The sequence below is a fragment of the Celeribacter sp. HF31 genome, assembly GCF_011806455.1.
Classification (GTDB): Bacteria; Pseudomonadota; Alphaproteobacteria; order Rhodobacterales; family Rhodobacteraceae; genus Celeribacter.
This window is the reverse complement of sequence record NZ_JAATOT010000003.1, coordinates 26172-39765: the sequence shown is the minus strand read 5'-3', so window position 1 is coordinate 39765 and position 13594 is coordinate 26172. Positions and strand designations below refer to the sequence as shown.

20 protein-coding genes are annotated in these 13594 nt (G+C 60.0%); 14 read left to right on the top strand and 6 right to left on the bottom strand.

Annotated elements, in window-relative coordinates; translation table 11 throughout:
• Positions 1-130: 130 nt before the first annotated feature.
• The gene (locus HCZ23_RS06385; protein WP_167600895.1) at positions 131-478 is read left to right on the top strand and encodes a hypothetical protein; all 348 of its coding nucleotides are present in this window, start codon (positions 131-133) and stop codon (positions 476-478) included.
• Between the two features lie 2 nt (positions 479-480).
• On the opposite strand, the gene HCZ23_RS06380 is transcribed toward HCZ23_RS06385, so the two are convergent.
• Positions 481-1659 carry a MalY/PatB family protein gene (locus tag HCZ23_RS06380; protein ID WP_167600894.1) on the bottom strand — a complete coding sequence of 393 codons (1179 nt, stop codon included), beginning with the start codon at positions 1657-1659 and terminating at the stop codon, positions 481-483.
• A gap of 136 nt (positions 1660-1795) precedes the next feature.
• Between HCZ23_RS06380 and def (HCZ23_RS06375) the strand changes: the two genes are divergently transcribed.
• The 7 genes from def (HCZ23_RS06375) to HCZ23_RS06345 are packed head-to-tail and all read left to right on the top strand — an operon-like array spanning position 1796 to position 4848.
• Positions 1796-2317, top strand: a complete 522-nt coding sequence (gene def, locus HCZ23_RS06375) for a peptide deformylase (RefSeq protein ID WP_167600893.1) — start codon at positions 1796-1798, stop codon at positions 2315-2317.
• Positions 2317-2808: a peptide deformylase gene (def, locus tag HCZ23_RS06370; protein ID WP_167600892.1), complete on the top strand. Its 492-nt coding sequence runs from the start codon at positions 2317-2319 to the stop codon at positions 2806-2808. The genes def (HCZ23_RS06375) and def (HCZ23_RS06370) overlap by 1 nt, the downstream gene beginning before the upstream one ends.
• Positions 2805-3320, top strand: a complete 516-nt coding sequence (def, locus tag HCZ23_RS06365) for a peptide deformylase (protein ID WP_167600891.1) — start codon at positions 2805-2807, stop codon at positions 3318-3320. Before def (HCZ23_RS06370) ends, def (HCZ23_RS06365) begins: the two co-directional genes overlap by 4 nt.
• On the top strand, positions 3317-4222 hold the full coding sequence (gene fmt, locus HCZ23_RS06360; RefSeq protein WP_167600890.1) for a methionyl-tRNA formyltransferase: 906 nt from the start codon (positions 3317-3319) through the stop codon (positions 4220-4222). The genes def (HCZ23_RS06365) and fmt overlap by 4 nt, the downstream gene beginning before the upstream one ends.
• A gap of 9 nt (positions 4223-4231) precedes the next feature.
• Positions 4232-4471 carry a hypothetical protein gene (locus HCZ23_RS06355; RefSeq protein ID WP_167600889.1) on the top strand — a complete coding sequence of 80 codons (240 nt, stop codon included), beginning with the start codon at positions 4232-4234 and terminating at the stop codon, positions 4469-4471.
• A gap of 3 nt (positions 4472-4474) precedes the next feature.
• On the top strand, positions 4475-4714 hold the full coding sequence (locus tag HCZ23_RS06350; protein WP_167600888.1) for a GlsB/YeaQ/YmgE family stress response membrane protein: 240 nt from the start codon (positions 4475-4477) through the stop codon (positions 4712-4714).
• Positions 4711-4848, top strand: coding sequence for a hypothetical protein (locus tag HCZ23_RS06345; RefSeq protein WP_167600887.1), 138 nt, complete (start codon positions 4711-4713; stop codon positions 4846-4848). Before HCZ23_RS06350 ends, HCZ23_RS06345 begins: the two co-directional genes overlap by 4 nt.
• A gap of 4 nt (positions 4849-4852) precedes the next feature.
• On the opposite strand, the gene HCZ23_RS06340 is transcribed toward HCZ23_RS06345, so the two are convergent.
• The 5 genes from HCZ23_RS06340 to HCZ23_RS06320 form a co-directional block, all read right to left on the bottom strand.
• Complete coding sequence (locus HCZ23_RS06340) at positions 4853-5476, bottom strand: trimeric intracellular cation channel family protein (protein WP_167600886.1); 624 nt, start codon at positions 5474-5476, stop codon at positions 4853-4855.
• Positions 5473-5934, bottom strand: a complete 462-nt coding sequence (rnhA, locus tag HCZ23_RS06335; protein WP_167600885.1) for a ribonuclease HI — start codon at positions 5932-5934, stop codon at positions 5473-5475. Before rnhA ends, HCZ23_RS06340 begins: the two co-directional genes overlap by 4 nt.
• Positions 5927-6520: a trans-aconitate 2-methyltransferase gene (locus tag HCZ23_RS06330; RefSeq protein ID WP_167600884.1), complete on the bottom strand. Its 594-nt coding sequence runs from the start codon at positions 6518-6520 to the stop codon at positions 5927-5929. The genes rnhA and HCZ23_RS06330 overlap by 8 nt, the downstream gene beginning before the upstream one ends.
• A complete protein-coding gene (gene ispH / locus HCZ23_RS06325) occupies positions 6517-7479 on the bottom strand; it encodes a 4-hydroxy-3-methylbut-2-enyl diphosphate reductase (protein WP_167600883.1) in 963 nt (320 codons plus the stop codon). The genes HCZ23_RS06330 and ispH overlap by 4 nt, the downstream gene beginning before the upstream one ends.
• Positions 7480-7579: 100 nt before the next feature.
• Complete coding sequence (locus HCZ23_RS06320; RefSeq protein WP_167600882.1) at positions 7580-8140, bottom strand: NYN domain-containing protein; 561 nt, start codon at positions 8138-8140, stop codon at positions 7580-7582.
• A gap of 180 nt (positions 8141-8320) precedes the next feature.
• Between HCZ23_RS06320 and folK the strand changes: the two genes are divergently transcribed.
• From folK to acpS, 6 genes are all read left to right on the top strand, one after another.
• A complete protein-coding gene (folK, locus tag HCZ23_RS06315) occupies positions 8321-8899 on the top strand; it encodes a 2-amino-4-hydroxy-6-hydroxymethyldihydropteridine diphosphokinase (RefSeq protein WP_167600881.1) in 579 nt (192 codons plus the stop codon).
• Between the two features lie 102 nt (positions 8900-9001).
• Complete coding sequence (gene rpoZ, locus HCZ23_RS06310) at positions 9002-9355, top strand: DNA-directed RNA polymerase subunit omega (protein ID WP_167600880.1); 354 nt, start codon at positions 9002-9004, stop codon at positions 9353-9355.
• 57 nt (positions 9356-9412) lie between these two features.
• Positions 9413-11530, top strand: coding sequence for a bifunctional (p)ppGpp synthetase/guanosine-3',5'-bis(diphosphate) 3'-pyrophosphohydrolase (locus HCZ23_RS06305; protein ID WP_167600879.1), 2118 nt, complete (start codon positions 9413-9415; stop codon positions 11528-11530).
• Between the two features lie 18 nt (positions 11531-11548).
• On the top strand, positions 11549-12199 hold the full coding sequence (locus HCZ23_RS06300; RefSeq protein WP_167600878.1) for a DUF2062 domain-containing protein: 651 nt from the start codon (positions 11549-11551) through the stop codon (positions 12197-12199).
• A gap of 109 nt (positions 12200-12308) precedes the next feature.
• On the top strand, positions 12309-13052 hold the full coding sequence (locus HCZ23_RS06295; RefSeq protein WP_167600877.1) for a pyridoxine 5'-phosphate synthase: 744 nt from the start codon (positions 12309-12311) through the stop codon (positions 13050-13052).
• An 18-nt stretch (positions 13053-13070) separates the two neighbouring features.
• A complete protein-coding gene (gene acpS, locus HCZ23_RS06290; protein WP_167600876.1) occupies positions 13071-13475 on the top strand; it encodes a holo-ACP synthase in 405 nt (134 codons plus the stop codon).
• The last annotated feature ends 119 nt before the right edge of the window (positions 13476-13594 follow it).

Genomic DNA, 13594 nt, shown 5'->3' with positions numbered 1-13594 from the left:
GACTCTCGGGGGCGATCTTGGAGCATGTCGAAACGGTTAACTTGACCGAAACCATGTTTGCGCCAAACTTTGAAAGACCACATATGCTGCGCAGCATTCTGGTGAGAAGAAGACAGTGGGGGAGGCCACCATGACTGATTTTTTGCCCAAAGAGGTGCTTGAAGGTCTTGAGCTGGCCCGCAAGCGTGACCTCAAACGCCGCTCGCGACTGCGGGTCAAGGTTGGCGATGCGACCTATCCGATCCTGCGCACGTGGGACACTGGTTTTGCACTTGATCGCGACAACACCGAGCATCTGCGTGGTTTGGTCGATGTTTTTGACGGCACGCGTCACCTCTATCAGGCGCTGATCGTGGCGACGAAAGACGACGGGCATGAGATGAGCTTTGAGTTCAAACGCTCGACCGTGGCCAGCGACAAGCCGCCTCTGGATTACGACCGGCCCGATGACGCGCCGATCGCCTTGTTGCCGCGTTAACCTTACTGCAGGTCGTTGAACGCCTCTTTGAGACGGGTGCAGGCCGTCTCGACCATGCTGCGCGGCGTGGCGAGGTTGAAGCGCAGGTAAAGCTCCCCGCCCTTGCCAAATGTCGGCCCATGGTTCGGCGCGATGCGCGCGGATTTTTCCACCCGTGCAGTGAATTCTTCGGCGCTCATGCCGGTGCCGGAAAAATCGACCCAAGCCAAATAGGTGGCCTCCAACGGCATTGAAGCCAACCCGGGAATCTCCGCAATCGCCGCATCGAAAATCTGCCGGTTGCCATCGAGATAGGCGACCAACTCATCGACCCAAGCGGCCCCTTCGGGGCTATAGGCGGCGGTGGCCATTTCGACGCCAAAGGAGTTGGGCGAAATCCCAAGAGCGGCCATCCGTGCCGCAAACTTGCCGCGCAGCTTGGCGTCCGGGATGATGACATTGCCGGAATGTGTACCCGCGATGTTAAAGGTCTTCGTGGTCGCGGTCATCATGATCAGCCGGTCTTCGATCCCGTCGATCAGCGCCATCGGCGTATGGCTGTGTCCGGGCATCACCAGATCGTGGTGAATCTCGTCCGACACAAGAATGAGGTCGTGACGCGTGCAGAACGCGGCCACTGCCTCCAACTCGTCCCGGCTCCAGACCCGACCGCCCGGATTGTGCGGCGAACAGAAGACCAGCATGGTCTCCTTGCCGGTCATCTGCGCCTCCCAGGCGTCGAAATCCATGACATATTTGCCACCCTCAAGCGCCAGAGGACATTCGACCACCTCGCGCCCGGCGGCTTTGATCACCCGGCTGAAAGCATGGTAAACGGGGGTCATCAGGACTACGCCATCGCCCGGTTGCGTGTAGGTGTCGACACAGAGCGCCGTGCCATTCACCAGCCCATGCGTGGTGAAAATCCACTCCGGGCTGACTTCCCAACCGTGGCGGTTTTTCATCCACCACTGGATGGCCGCCAGATAATCGCTCTCATCGCCCAGATACCCGTAAATACCGTGTGCGGCCATTTTCTCCACGGCGGACTGCACCACGGCAGGCGGTCGGAAATCCATATCCGCGACCCACATCGCAATCCCATCCTCGGAAGGCACGCCGTAGATGTCCTCCATCTTGTCCCATTTCGCGCAATGGGTGCCAAAACGGGGGATGATCGGGTCGAACAGCGGATGGGTCATGCAAAGCTCCTTTGAAGGTCCGCCGCGAGCCTAATCCCGCCTTGGGGCGAAAGAAAACCGCAATCCTGCAAAAGGGGCTGCGCGATTTCAGCGCTGTACAGTTGCGCGGCCCCCTTGGTTTGACTAAATGCAAGGCATGACACTGAAACCGATCCTCATTCACCCCGATCCGCGGCTCAAAAAGCACTGCGATCCTGTCACCGAGTTTGACAAGGAGCTTGCGAAGCTGGCCGACGACATGTTGGAAACCATGTATGACGCGCCGGGCATCGGCTTGGCCGCGCCGCAGGTCGGCGTGATCCAGCGTATGCTGGTGATGGATTGCGCCAAGGAGGCGGACGGCACGCCGGAGCCGATGGTTCTGATCAACCCCGAGGTGACGTGGAAAAGCGACGAGCGCAATGTCTACGAAGAGGGCTGTCTGTCGATCCCCGGTCAATATGCCGATGTCGAGCGCCCGAAGATGGTGCGCGTGAGCTGGCAGGACGTCGAAGGCAAGGCGCATGAGCAAGAGTTTGACGAGCTCTGGGCGACCTGCGTGCAGCATGAGATCGACCATTTGGACGGCGTGCTGTTCATCGACTACCTCAAGCCGCTCAAGCGCCAGATGATCACCCGCAAGATGCAAAAGCTCAAACGCGAGAAGGCCCGTCTCTGATGGCGCTGCGCGAGATCCTGCTCTGGCCGGACGCGCGGCTGAGCACGGCTTGCGCGCCGGTGGAAGAGATCACCGACGACATTCGCACGCTGGTCGCGGATATGTTCGAGACGATGTATGATGCCCCCGGTCGGGGTTTGGCCGGGCCGCAAGTGGGCGCGATGCTGCGGCTCTTCGTGATGGATGCGACGTGGAAAGAGGGCGAAAAATCGCCGCTGGTCGCGATCAATCCCGAGATCAAGGCCCTCTCTGACGAGACCTGTGAAATGGACGAAGGCTGTCTCTCGATCCCGGAGATCACCGCCACCGTGACGCGGCCCGTGGGCATAACGCTCTCATGGACCGATCTCGACGGGCAGCGCCACACAGGCGAAATGATCGGCGCCGAGGCCCGCATCGCCCAGCACGAATACGACCATCTCGACGGGCTTGTGCATTTCGACCGGCTCGATGCGAAAACCCGCGCCCGTCTCGAGGAGATTTACGCATGACCCATACGCCCACAGAACGCCCTTTTGTGGCCTACCCGGACAAGCGCCTGAAAACCGCTGTGCCGCCGGTCACCGAGATCACCGAGGAGATCCGCACCATCTGGGCCGATATGGTCGAGACAATGGATGCCATGCCGGGCTATGGCTTGGCTGGTCCGCAGATCGGCGTGATGCAGCAATTGGCCGTTGTCGATTGTTCTGAAGAGCGCGGCAAGGCGGTTTTGATGGCGAACCCCGAAGTGCTCCATGCCTCCGTGCAATTGCGTGAACACGAAGAGGCCTCGCCCAACCTGCCCGGCATGTCCGCCGTGATCTCTCGCCCGCGCGCCGTCACCGTGCGGTTTCTCAATGAGGCGGGCGAGGTGGAAGAACGCGATTTCGTCGGGCTTTGGGCGACTTCGGTGCAGCACCAGATCGACCACCTGAACGGCAAGATGTATTTCGACAACTTGAAGCCGGTGAAACGTCAGATGTTCCTGAAGAAGGCCAAGAAGATGGGAGCCATGAAATGAGAGTAATCTTCATGGGCAGCCCCGATTTTTCCGTGCCTGTGCTGGACGCGCTGGTCGAGGCGGGGCATGAAATTGCCTGCGTCTATTGCCAGCCGCCGCGTCCGGCGGGGCGGGGCAAGAAAGACCGCCCGACACCCGTGCAAGCCCGCGCCGAGGAGCTTGGACTGCCGGTGCGCCATCCGGTGAATTTCAAAGACCCGGCGGATGTGGCGGCGTTTCAGGACCTGAATGCCGAGATCGCCGTGGTCGTGGCCTACGGGCTGTTGCTGCCGCAGAGTATCCTCGACGCGCCCAAGCGTGGTTGCCTCAACATCCACGCCTCGCTTTTGCCACGTTGGCGCGGCGCGGCGCCGATCCATCGCGCGATCCTCGAAGGCGACAATGAAACCGGCGTCTGCATTATGCAGATGGAGGCAGGCCTCGACACCGGCCCCGTATTGTTGCGCCAGGAAACCGAGATCACGGCAGAGGACACCACGGCGCTCCTGCATGATCGCCTGTCCGAGATGGGCGCCGATGCCATCACCGTGGCGCTCGACACGCTGGATCAACTCGTCCCGGAGCTCCAGCCGGAGGATGGCGTGACCTACGCGCGTAAGATCGACAAGGCCGAGGCAAAGATCGACTGGACCCGCCCCGCCACTGAGATTGACCGACAAATCCGGGGGCTTTCGCCCTTTCCCGGTGCCTGGGGCACGCTCAACAGCGAGCGCATCAAGTTCCACATGTCCCGCGTGACGGGGGCCACGGGCAGCCCCGGCGAGGTGGTGGACGACTTCACAATCGCTTGCGGGGACCACGCGGTCGAAATTCTCACCGCGCAGCGTGAGGGCAAACGTGCTATGCCTGTTGCAGAGATTTTGAAAGGGCTGGATCTGCCGAAGGGCAGCCGGTTCGACTAGGGGCGCGTTATGTTTCCAATCCTGATCGGCACGGTCGTCATCGCGGGCATCGTTGGCTACCTCTGTGAAAAGACGGGCTTCACCCGCAACGGCATCCTGCCCTCGATCATCATCTGTGTCGGCGGGGCGTTTCTGGCCTATTTCGTCAAACTGATGTTTGGCGTCGGCTTCGGCTCTCCGGGGCTGAATGCCATCGTGTCCTCGCTGGGCGCGCTGATCATCGTGCCGACTCACTGGCGGAGGCGCTGATCCATGCCGGTTCTGTTTCTCATCATCGTCGGAGCCGCCGCTGGGTTCATCGCGACCCGCGTGATGGATTTGAAAACCGACCTGATCACCACCGTGGTGATCGGCATGTTGGGCGCGTTGATCGGCGGATTGGTGCTGCGCTTTCTCTTGATGCTCTCCGGCGTGGCGGCGGGATTCGTCGGTGCTGTGCTTGGCGCGATGCTGTTGATCTGGGCGTGGAAAGCGATCAGGGGGCGCAGATGATCTGGCTCCTGTCCATTCCCGGCATGATCGCGCGTATTATGTTTGGCATTGGCCTCTGGCTGATGTTCCGCCCTGGAGGGTGGTTCGTCGCCTGCTGTCTCGCGGTGGCGGCAACGTGGTACATCAAAACGTAAGACTTCAGTTCTTGGGTGGGCGTGATTTGTAGACCGGCAGGGACCAGCCCCAGGCAAGACTTCCGGCGCGCAGCGTGAATGTCACAATGGCACATATAATAAATTCGAAAAGACGCGGAATCTCAAATTGAGACGCTATGAGAAGCGCCAGAGGTCCGGCCAAAGCCGCCGAGGCGTAAAGCTCGCCATGCTTCAGGATCAGAGGCACTTCGTTACAAACGACGTCCCGCATCATGCCGCCAAAACACCCGGTTGCGACCCCCATGAGGGCCACGATCACCGGCGGTTGCCCGAGCTTGAGCGCGACACCGGCGCCCGCCGCCACGGCGACCGAAAGCGCCACAGCATCGGCCCATAGGAGGGCTTTCTGACGGCTCTCGAACAGATGTGCGGTCAAGAACACCACAGCCGACACAAGGCACGCGATAACGATGTAGGTCGGGTCTTCGATCCAAAACACCGCATCGCGATTGAGCAACAGGTCGCGCAACGTCCCGCCACCCACGGCGGTCAGACAGGCGACGAAGGCGAAGCCCACAAGATCGAGCTGAGCACGGGAGGCGGCCAATGCGCCGGAAATCGCAAAGACGATGACCGAGGCGTAATCGAGGGCCGCCAGAGGCGTCATGTGGCACCCTTTTTGAACGGCGCCATACCGGCGCGGGCCAGCTCATCGGCGCGTTCGTTTTCGGGGTGCCCGGCGTGGCCTTTGACCCATTCCCAGGTCACATCATGCCGCTTTTGCGCCTCATCAATGCGTTGCCACAGATCAACATTCTTCACAGGTTTCTTCGCGGCGGTCTTCCAACCGTTGCGTTTCCAGCCGTGGATCCAGCCGGTGACACCGTTTTTCACATAGGCGCTGTCGGTGACGATGGTGATAGACGTCGGGCGTCCGAGCGTTTCAAGAGCAGAGATCGCCGCGAGCAATTCCATCCGGTTGTTCGTGGTCTCCGCCTCGCCGCCCTTAAGCTCGCGCTCTTTGACGACCGTGTCGCCGTCCTTTGCCTGCAACAAGGCGCCCCAGCCGCCCGGGCCGGGATTTCCGGAGCAGGCTCCGTCGGTATATGCGTAGAATTCAGCCATGACAAAGCAGGGTGATATAGTGCCCGGCGGTGCCGTCAAGCCCCACGCCGTCAAACAGGTGTTTCTCCATGATCTTGAAGTCCGCTGCACTGAGCAGGTCCTCAAGTTCGGCTTCACCATAATAGGTGTAATAGCGCCCGATCTTATCCGGTCCCGCGCCTGTGCCGAGCTTCATTGCAATGTGAAACACACCGCTTGGCGTCAAAGCGCGGTGAATGCGGGCGAGCAGATCGGGCAGGTCGGAACGTTCAGCGTGCAGCAAGCTGAAATTGGCCCAAATGCCATCGAATGCGGCCTCGTTGGTCAGGTCCTCAAACCGGGCGAGACGTGTGGTGACGCCGCCATGCTGCGCAGCGAGGGTCAGCATTTCCGAAGAGCCGTCCCAAGCCTCGACACGGAATCCCTGTGCCGCGAACCAGCTCGCGTACTGGCCGGGTCCACAGCCCAGATCGAGGATATGCGCCTGTTTTGGCAGAGCGGCGACAAAGGACTGCGCCTGCGGCAATTCATAAAGCTCGGCATTGCGCGCAGCGTAAGCGCTGGCCTGCGCATCGTAGATCGGAAGGGTGCGATCCGCGTCGCTCATGCTGGTTCCCGAAGCACGCGGGGCACTTTGAATTCGACGTTTTCCTGCGCGGTTTCCACCAGCTCTACGGTGACGTCAAAACGGGCGCGGAAGGCGTCGATCACCTCATTGACTAGGACCTCTGGGGCCGATGCACCGGCGGTGATGCCCACGGAAGAAATGCCCTCGAGCGCGCGCCAGTCGATGTCGGGGGCGCGTTGGACGAGTTGCGAATAAGCGCAGCCATTGGCTTTGCCGACCTCGACCAAACGTTTGCTATTTGAACTATTCGGCGCTCCAATGACCAAAAGAGCGTCAATATTTGACGAAATGGCTTTCACTGCCGCCTGCCGGTTGGTCGTGGCGTAACAGATGTCTTCTTTGTGCGGGCCGACGATGTTCGGGAAGCGCGCACGCAGAGCGGCGATCACATCGACCGTGTCATCGACCGACAATGTGGTCTGGGTGATAAAGGCCAGACGCTCCGGGTCGCGCACCTCAAGTCCCGGGACATCATCGGGGGTTTCGACCAGCAAAACCTCGCCCTCAGGGAGCTGTCCCATTGTACCAATGGTCTCCGGGTGACCGGCATGGCCGATCATGATCATCTGTAGCCCGTTCTCAAAATGCCGCTCCGCCTCAATGTGGACCTTGGAGACCAGCGGGCAGGTGGCGTCGACATAGACCATCTCGCGCTTGGCGGCCTCGGCGGGCACGGCTTTCGGCACACCATGGGCGGAAAAGATCACCGGGCGGTCGTCGGGGCAGTCTTCCAACTCTTCGACAAACACCGCACCTTTCTCTTTCAGCCCGTCGACCACGAATTTGTTGTGCACGATTTCGTGGCGGACATAGACGGGCGGTCCCCATTTCTCGATCGCCATTTCGACGATCTTGATCGCGCGGTCGACACCGGCGCAGAACCCGCGCGGGGCTGCGAGATAGAGCATAAGAGGGGGTTTGGGGGTGGTTTCGGTCATGGCGCGCTCCTGATCCGTTCCAGAGGTAGCGGTGAACGCGCGTGAGTTCAATGACCCGAAAAGCAAAAGCCCCCACCGAGACGGCGGGGGCTTTCATAACTCAGTTGTCGTAGCTGTCATCGTCGCGCGGTTCGCGCGGCGGACGCCCGAGCACGTCTTTGAGATCGTTCAGCTCAATGAAATTATCGGCCTGACGACGCAGCTCATCGGCGATCATCGGGGGTTGGGTGCGGATCGAGGAGACGACAGAAACGCGCACGCCCTGACGTTGCAGGCTTTCGACCAGCGGACGGAAATCGCCGTCGCCGGAGAAGAGCACGATGTGATCGACATGCGGCGCCAATTCCATCGCATCGACGGCAAGCTCGATGTCCATGTTGCCCTTGATCTTGCGCCGCCCCATGGAGTCGGTGAACTCCTTGGCCGGTTTGGTGACCATGGTGAACCCGTTGTAATTCAGCCAATCGACCAGCGGGCGGATCGGCGAATAGTCATCGTTTTCAAGCAGGGCGGTGTAGTAGAACGCACGCAGCAATTTGCCACGGCGCATGAATTCCTGTCGGAGCAGTTTGTAATCGATGTCGAACCCGAGCGATTTTGCCGCTGCGTAAAGATTCGACCCGTCGATGAACAAAGCAAGGCGCTCATCTTTATAAAACATATAAAGGTCCTTTATATTTTGTTTTTTTGGACAGCCCCCACAGCAATATCCGAAGGGACAGTCAGTTGTTCTTGGCTTTCTGTCCTGCTCAATAGTATGAAATGCGTCAAAGCTGAACTTGCCGAAAAAGATAGGGCGGACCATAGCGTGGCGCGAGAGACTCCTTCGTACTGGGCGAAAATGCGCGCATGGATCGCGTTTGGCGCCAATTTGCCCTCTGAAACCGGCACGCCGATGGAGACTTTGCAGGCGGCGTTGCATGCGTTGTCGGCAAAGGGCGTGACGGTCACGCAGTTGAGCCAGATTTACGAGACCCCCTGTTTCCCCGCGGGGGCTGGGCCGGATTACGTGAACTTCGCGGCGGAAGTGATCTACGATGGCCCGCCTGAGGCGCTTTTGCTGGTGTTGCACGAGATTGAGGCGGAACTGGGCCGGGTGCGCAAGACCCGCTGGGCCGGACGGCCGATTGATTTGGATCTTTTGGCCTATGCGGATGAGGTGCGCCCCGACGCGCGCTCGGTCCAGGCCTGGATTGATCTGCCGCTGTCTGAACAAACGGTGCGTGCGCCTGATCAGCTTATTCTGCCGCACCCGCGCATTCAGGACCGGGCCTTTATGCTGATTCCCTTTGCCGATCTGGCGCCTGACTGGCGGCATCCGCTTTTGGGTCAAACCATATCTGAGATGCTTGCCGCCCGGCCTGAGAGCGAGAAAACCGAGGTAAAACCCATGTCCGGGGTTGAAATCCGCGTGAATTAAGGGGAAAGGGCGCTTGTCAATAGGGGGCTGAGCCCCTAAATAGAGCCTTTGAACAAATGCGTCCTGACGCATTCTATGTCTGTCCAAACGATTGGAGATCCCATGGCCCGCGTGACCGTTGAAGATTGCGTCGACAAGGTTCCGAACCGCTTCGAGCTCGTGATGCTCGCCGCCCACCGTGCGCGCGAAGTTGCCGCGGGCTCGCCGCTGACCGTGGATCGTGACAACGACAAGAACCCGGTTGTGGCGCTGCGTGAAATCGCCGAAGAGACCCAATCCGCAGACGCGCTGCGCGAGCGGATGATCGAAAGCCATCAGACCCAGATCGAGGTCGATGAGCCGGAAGACGATCAAATGGCTCTGTTGATGGGTCAAGAGGCCGACAAACCGGCCGAGGACGATATGTCCGAAGAGAAACTGCTGCGCGCGCTGATGGAAGCGCAGGGGCAAAATTAAGATGCGGGGCCGCATGGTTTTCATGGTGGCCCCCATTCACGGAGTTCGCGGACCAAAATGATCGACGTCGAAGACCTGATCGCGCTGGTCCGCAACTACAACCCCAAGACAAATGCCGATCTGATCCGCGAGGCCTATGCCTACGGACGCGAGATGCATGAGGGGCAGTTTCGTCGCTCCGGCGAACCCTATTTCACCCATCCCGTTGCCGTCGCCGCCATCCTGACCGAACAGTCTCTGGACGATGCGACGATCATCACGGCTTTGCTCCATGACACGATCGAGGACACCCGCGCCTCTTACCAAGAGGTCGCGCGCAAGTTCGGCGAAGAGATCGCGGAGCTCGTGGACGGGGTGACGAAACTCACCAACCTGCAACTGTCGTCGACAGAGACCAAACAGGCGGAGAACTTCCGTAAGCTGTTCATGGCGATGTCGAAAGACCTGCGGGTGATCCTCGTGAAACTCGCCGACCGTCTGCACAACATGCGGACGATCAAGTCGATGCGCCCGGAGAAACAGCTCCAAAAAGCGCGCGAGACCATGGACATCTATGCGCCCTTGGCGGGGCGTATGGGGATGCAGTGGATGCGCGAGGAGTTGGAGGATTTGTCCTTCCGCGTCATCAACCCCGAGGCGCGCAATTCGATCATCCGCCGCTTTATCTTGCTGCAACGCGAAACCGGCGATGTGATCCACAAGATCACCAACGACATCCGCACGGAGCTGGACCGAGAAGGCATCGAGGCCGACGTCTTCGGGCGCGCCAAGAAACCTTATTCGATCTGGCGCAAGATGGAGGAGAAACAGCAAAGTTTCTCCCGTCTGTCAGATATTTACGGCTTCCGCGTTATCACGAAGACCGAGATGGATTGCTACCGCGTGTTGGGCGTGATTCACCAGCGCTGGCGCGCGGTGCCGACCCGGTTCAAGGACTATATCAGCCAGCCGAAATCCAACGGCTATCGCTCGATCCACACCACGGTCTCGGGGCGGGACGGAAAACGCGTCGAGGTGCAAATCCGCACGCGGCAAATGCACGAAGTCGCGGAATCCGGCGTTGCGGCGCATTGGTCCTATCGCGACGGCGTGCGCGCGCAGAACCCCTTTGCGGTCGATCCGACGAAATGGCTGGCGCAGCTCACCGAGCGGTTCGAGAACGCCGAGGATCACTCCGAATTCCTCGAACACGTCAAGCTGGAGATGTATTCCGACAAGGTCTTCACCTTCACGCCGAAAGGCGAGGTGGTGTCGCTGCCGAAAGGTGGCACGCCGTTGGATTACGCCTATGCGATCCATACGCGCATCGGTGACAGCTGTGTCGGCGCCAAGGTGGACGGCATCCGCGTGCCGCTTTGGACCCGGTTGAAAAACGGTCAGAGCGTGGAAATTCTCACCGCCGAAGGCCAGCGCCCGCAGGCGACCTGGCTCGACATTGTGGTGACGGGCCGCGCCAAGGCGGCGATCCGCAAATCTTTGCGCGAAGAGAACCGCGAACGCTTTGTCAAACTGGGGCGTGAACTGGCCCGCGTGGCCTTCGAACATGTCGGCAAAAAGGCTTCTGAAAAGGCGCTGGCGACGGCGGCGAAACAGATGTCTCTGGCCGACACCGAGGCGCTTTTGGCGCGTCTGGGCTCGGCGGAACTTACTGCTTCCGATGTGGTCAAGGCGGTCTACCCGGAGCTTGTGCGCGAAAGCGGGGCGATTGACGCGAAACGCGCGGTGCTTGGACTTTCCGAGGGCGAGACCTATAATCGTGCCAAATGCTGTCAGCCGGTGCCGGGCGAACGGATCGTCGGCATCACCTATCGCGGCAAGGGCGTGGTGATCCACGCGATCGATTGCCCGTCGCTCGAAGAGCTTGAGGCGGAAACGGATCGCTGGGTCGATCTGCAATGGCACGCCGGGCCGCACGCACCGCAATATACCGTGTCTTTGGATTTGACGATTTCCAACGATCCGGGGGTTTTGGGCCGCATCTGCACGCTTATCGCGGAGCAAAAGGCCAATATCTCGGACCTGAATTTCGTCGATCGTAAGCCCGACTTTTACCGTTTGATCGTAGATGTGGACCTGCGCGACGTGGAACATCTGCATGCGGTGATGCTGGCGCTTGAGGCCGAAAGCGAAGTGGCACGGGTGCGCAGATACAGGAATTTGGACAGACGCCCCTGATGGGGCCAAGAGGATGATGTGGTCTTCAAACGCCGGGAAAAGCTAAAGCCACTTCAATGGCTTGCGCAATCCCTCTGGCCCAAACGCGGCTGGGGGCGGGCGGCACAGTATCTCAAACATCGCCTTCACCGTCTGCCTGACACCCCTCATAAAATTGCGCGCGGCGTCTTTGCCGGCGTCTTCGCGGTCTTCACGCCCTTTTTCGGCCTGCATTTCGTCATCGCCTTTCTGCTCGCCAAGCTGATGCGGGGCAATGTTATCGCCGCGCTTTTGGCGACCTTTGTCGGCAACCCGCTGACCTATGTGCCGATTGGCGTGATCTCGATGAAAATGGGCCACTTCCTGCTCGGCACGACGTTCGATCACCACCATGAGCGCAGTTTTACGGGCAAGTTTTTCGACGCAGCCGATGATTTCTGGCGCAATTTTCTGGCGCTGTTCACGGATCGCGATGCCAATTGGGATGCGCTGATCCGGTTCTGGCATGAGATTTTCTTGCCCTATCTGGTCGGTGGCATCATTCCTGGGATCATCGCGGGCACCGTGGCTTATTACGTCATTCTGCCGATGGTGACGGTCTATCAAAACCGGCGCCGCGGCAAGCTCAAGGCCAAGCTCGAAGAGTTGCGGCGCAAGAAACAGGCGCAAAAAGCGGCTCAGAAACCGTAACCGGGCAGCCCCGCACAGGTCTTGATCGCGCCCATCAGGATTTGTCGGTTTTCTTTCGCGACCCGCAGGTTATTGTCCGCGCCAAACGATTTTGATTGGGAACGAAACCATGACCCAGAAACTCCGCCTCGGTATGAACATCGATCACGTCGCCACCGTGCGCAACGCGCGCGGCTCGGCCTACCCGGACCCGGTGCGGGCCGCGAAACTGGCCGAAGAGGCGGGGGCGGACGGCATCACCGCGCACCTGCGCGAAGATCGCCGCCACATCACGGATGCGGACATCGAGGCGCTGGTCGCGAACCTCTCCGTGCCGTTGAATTTCGAGATGGCCGCCACGGACGAGATGCAGGCGATTGCTTTGCGTCACAAACCTCACGCGGTCTGCATCGTGCCGGAAAAGCGCGAAGAGCGGACCACCGAAGGCGGGCTTGAAGTGGCGCGCGAGGAAAACCGTCTGGCCCATTTCATTGCGCCCTTGCGCGACGCCGGGTCACGCGTGTCTATCTTCATCGCCGCTGATCGACCGCAGATCGAGGCCGCGCATCGTATCGGTGCCGCCGTCGTCGAATTGCACACAGGGGCCTATTGCGATCTGCATGCGGATGGCAAATTTGCCGAACGTGACGACGAGTTGAAACGCCTCACCGAGATGGCGGCTTTTGCGCACTCTCTGGGGCTTGAGGTCCACGCCGGCCACGGGCTGACCTATGACACCGTGCAACCTATCGCGGCGCTGCCTGAGATTGCCGAGTTGAACATTGGGCATTTCTTGATCGGCGAAGCCATTTTCCGCGGCATTATCCCGGCCATTCAGGAAATGCGCCGTTTGATGGATGAAGCGCGCGGATAACGCAGTCTGGAGCCTGACATGATCCTCGGCATCGGCACAGATCTTGCGAATATCGACCGGATCACCGGCACGTTGGAACGTTTTGGTGCGCGGTTCAAAAACCGTGTTTTCACAGAGGTCGAACAGGCCAAGGCCGAGCGTCGCCGCGACGTTGCGGGGACTTACGCGAAACGCTGGGCTGCGAAGGAAGCCTGTTCCAAGGCTCTGGGCACCGGCCTCGCCATGGGGATTTCGTGGAAAGACATGGCGGTCAAGAACCTCGCCACCGGACAGCCGGTGATGGAGGTCACGGGCTGGGCCAAAGAGCGGCTCGAGGAGATGACGCCGCCGGGCCATGAGGCGATCATCCATGTGACGCTGACCGACGATCACCCCTGGGCGCAGGCCTTTGTGGTGATAGAAGCCCGCCCGAAGGACAAATAAGGCGAGTTTGCACAGTCTAAGCGGTGTAAAACCCCGCCTTCACGGGCGTTTGCCTTGACTCCCTGCCGCGCGCCTTTCATATCCCGCTAAAGCGTAAAACCGTTTCCCCAAAGGACGAG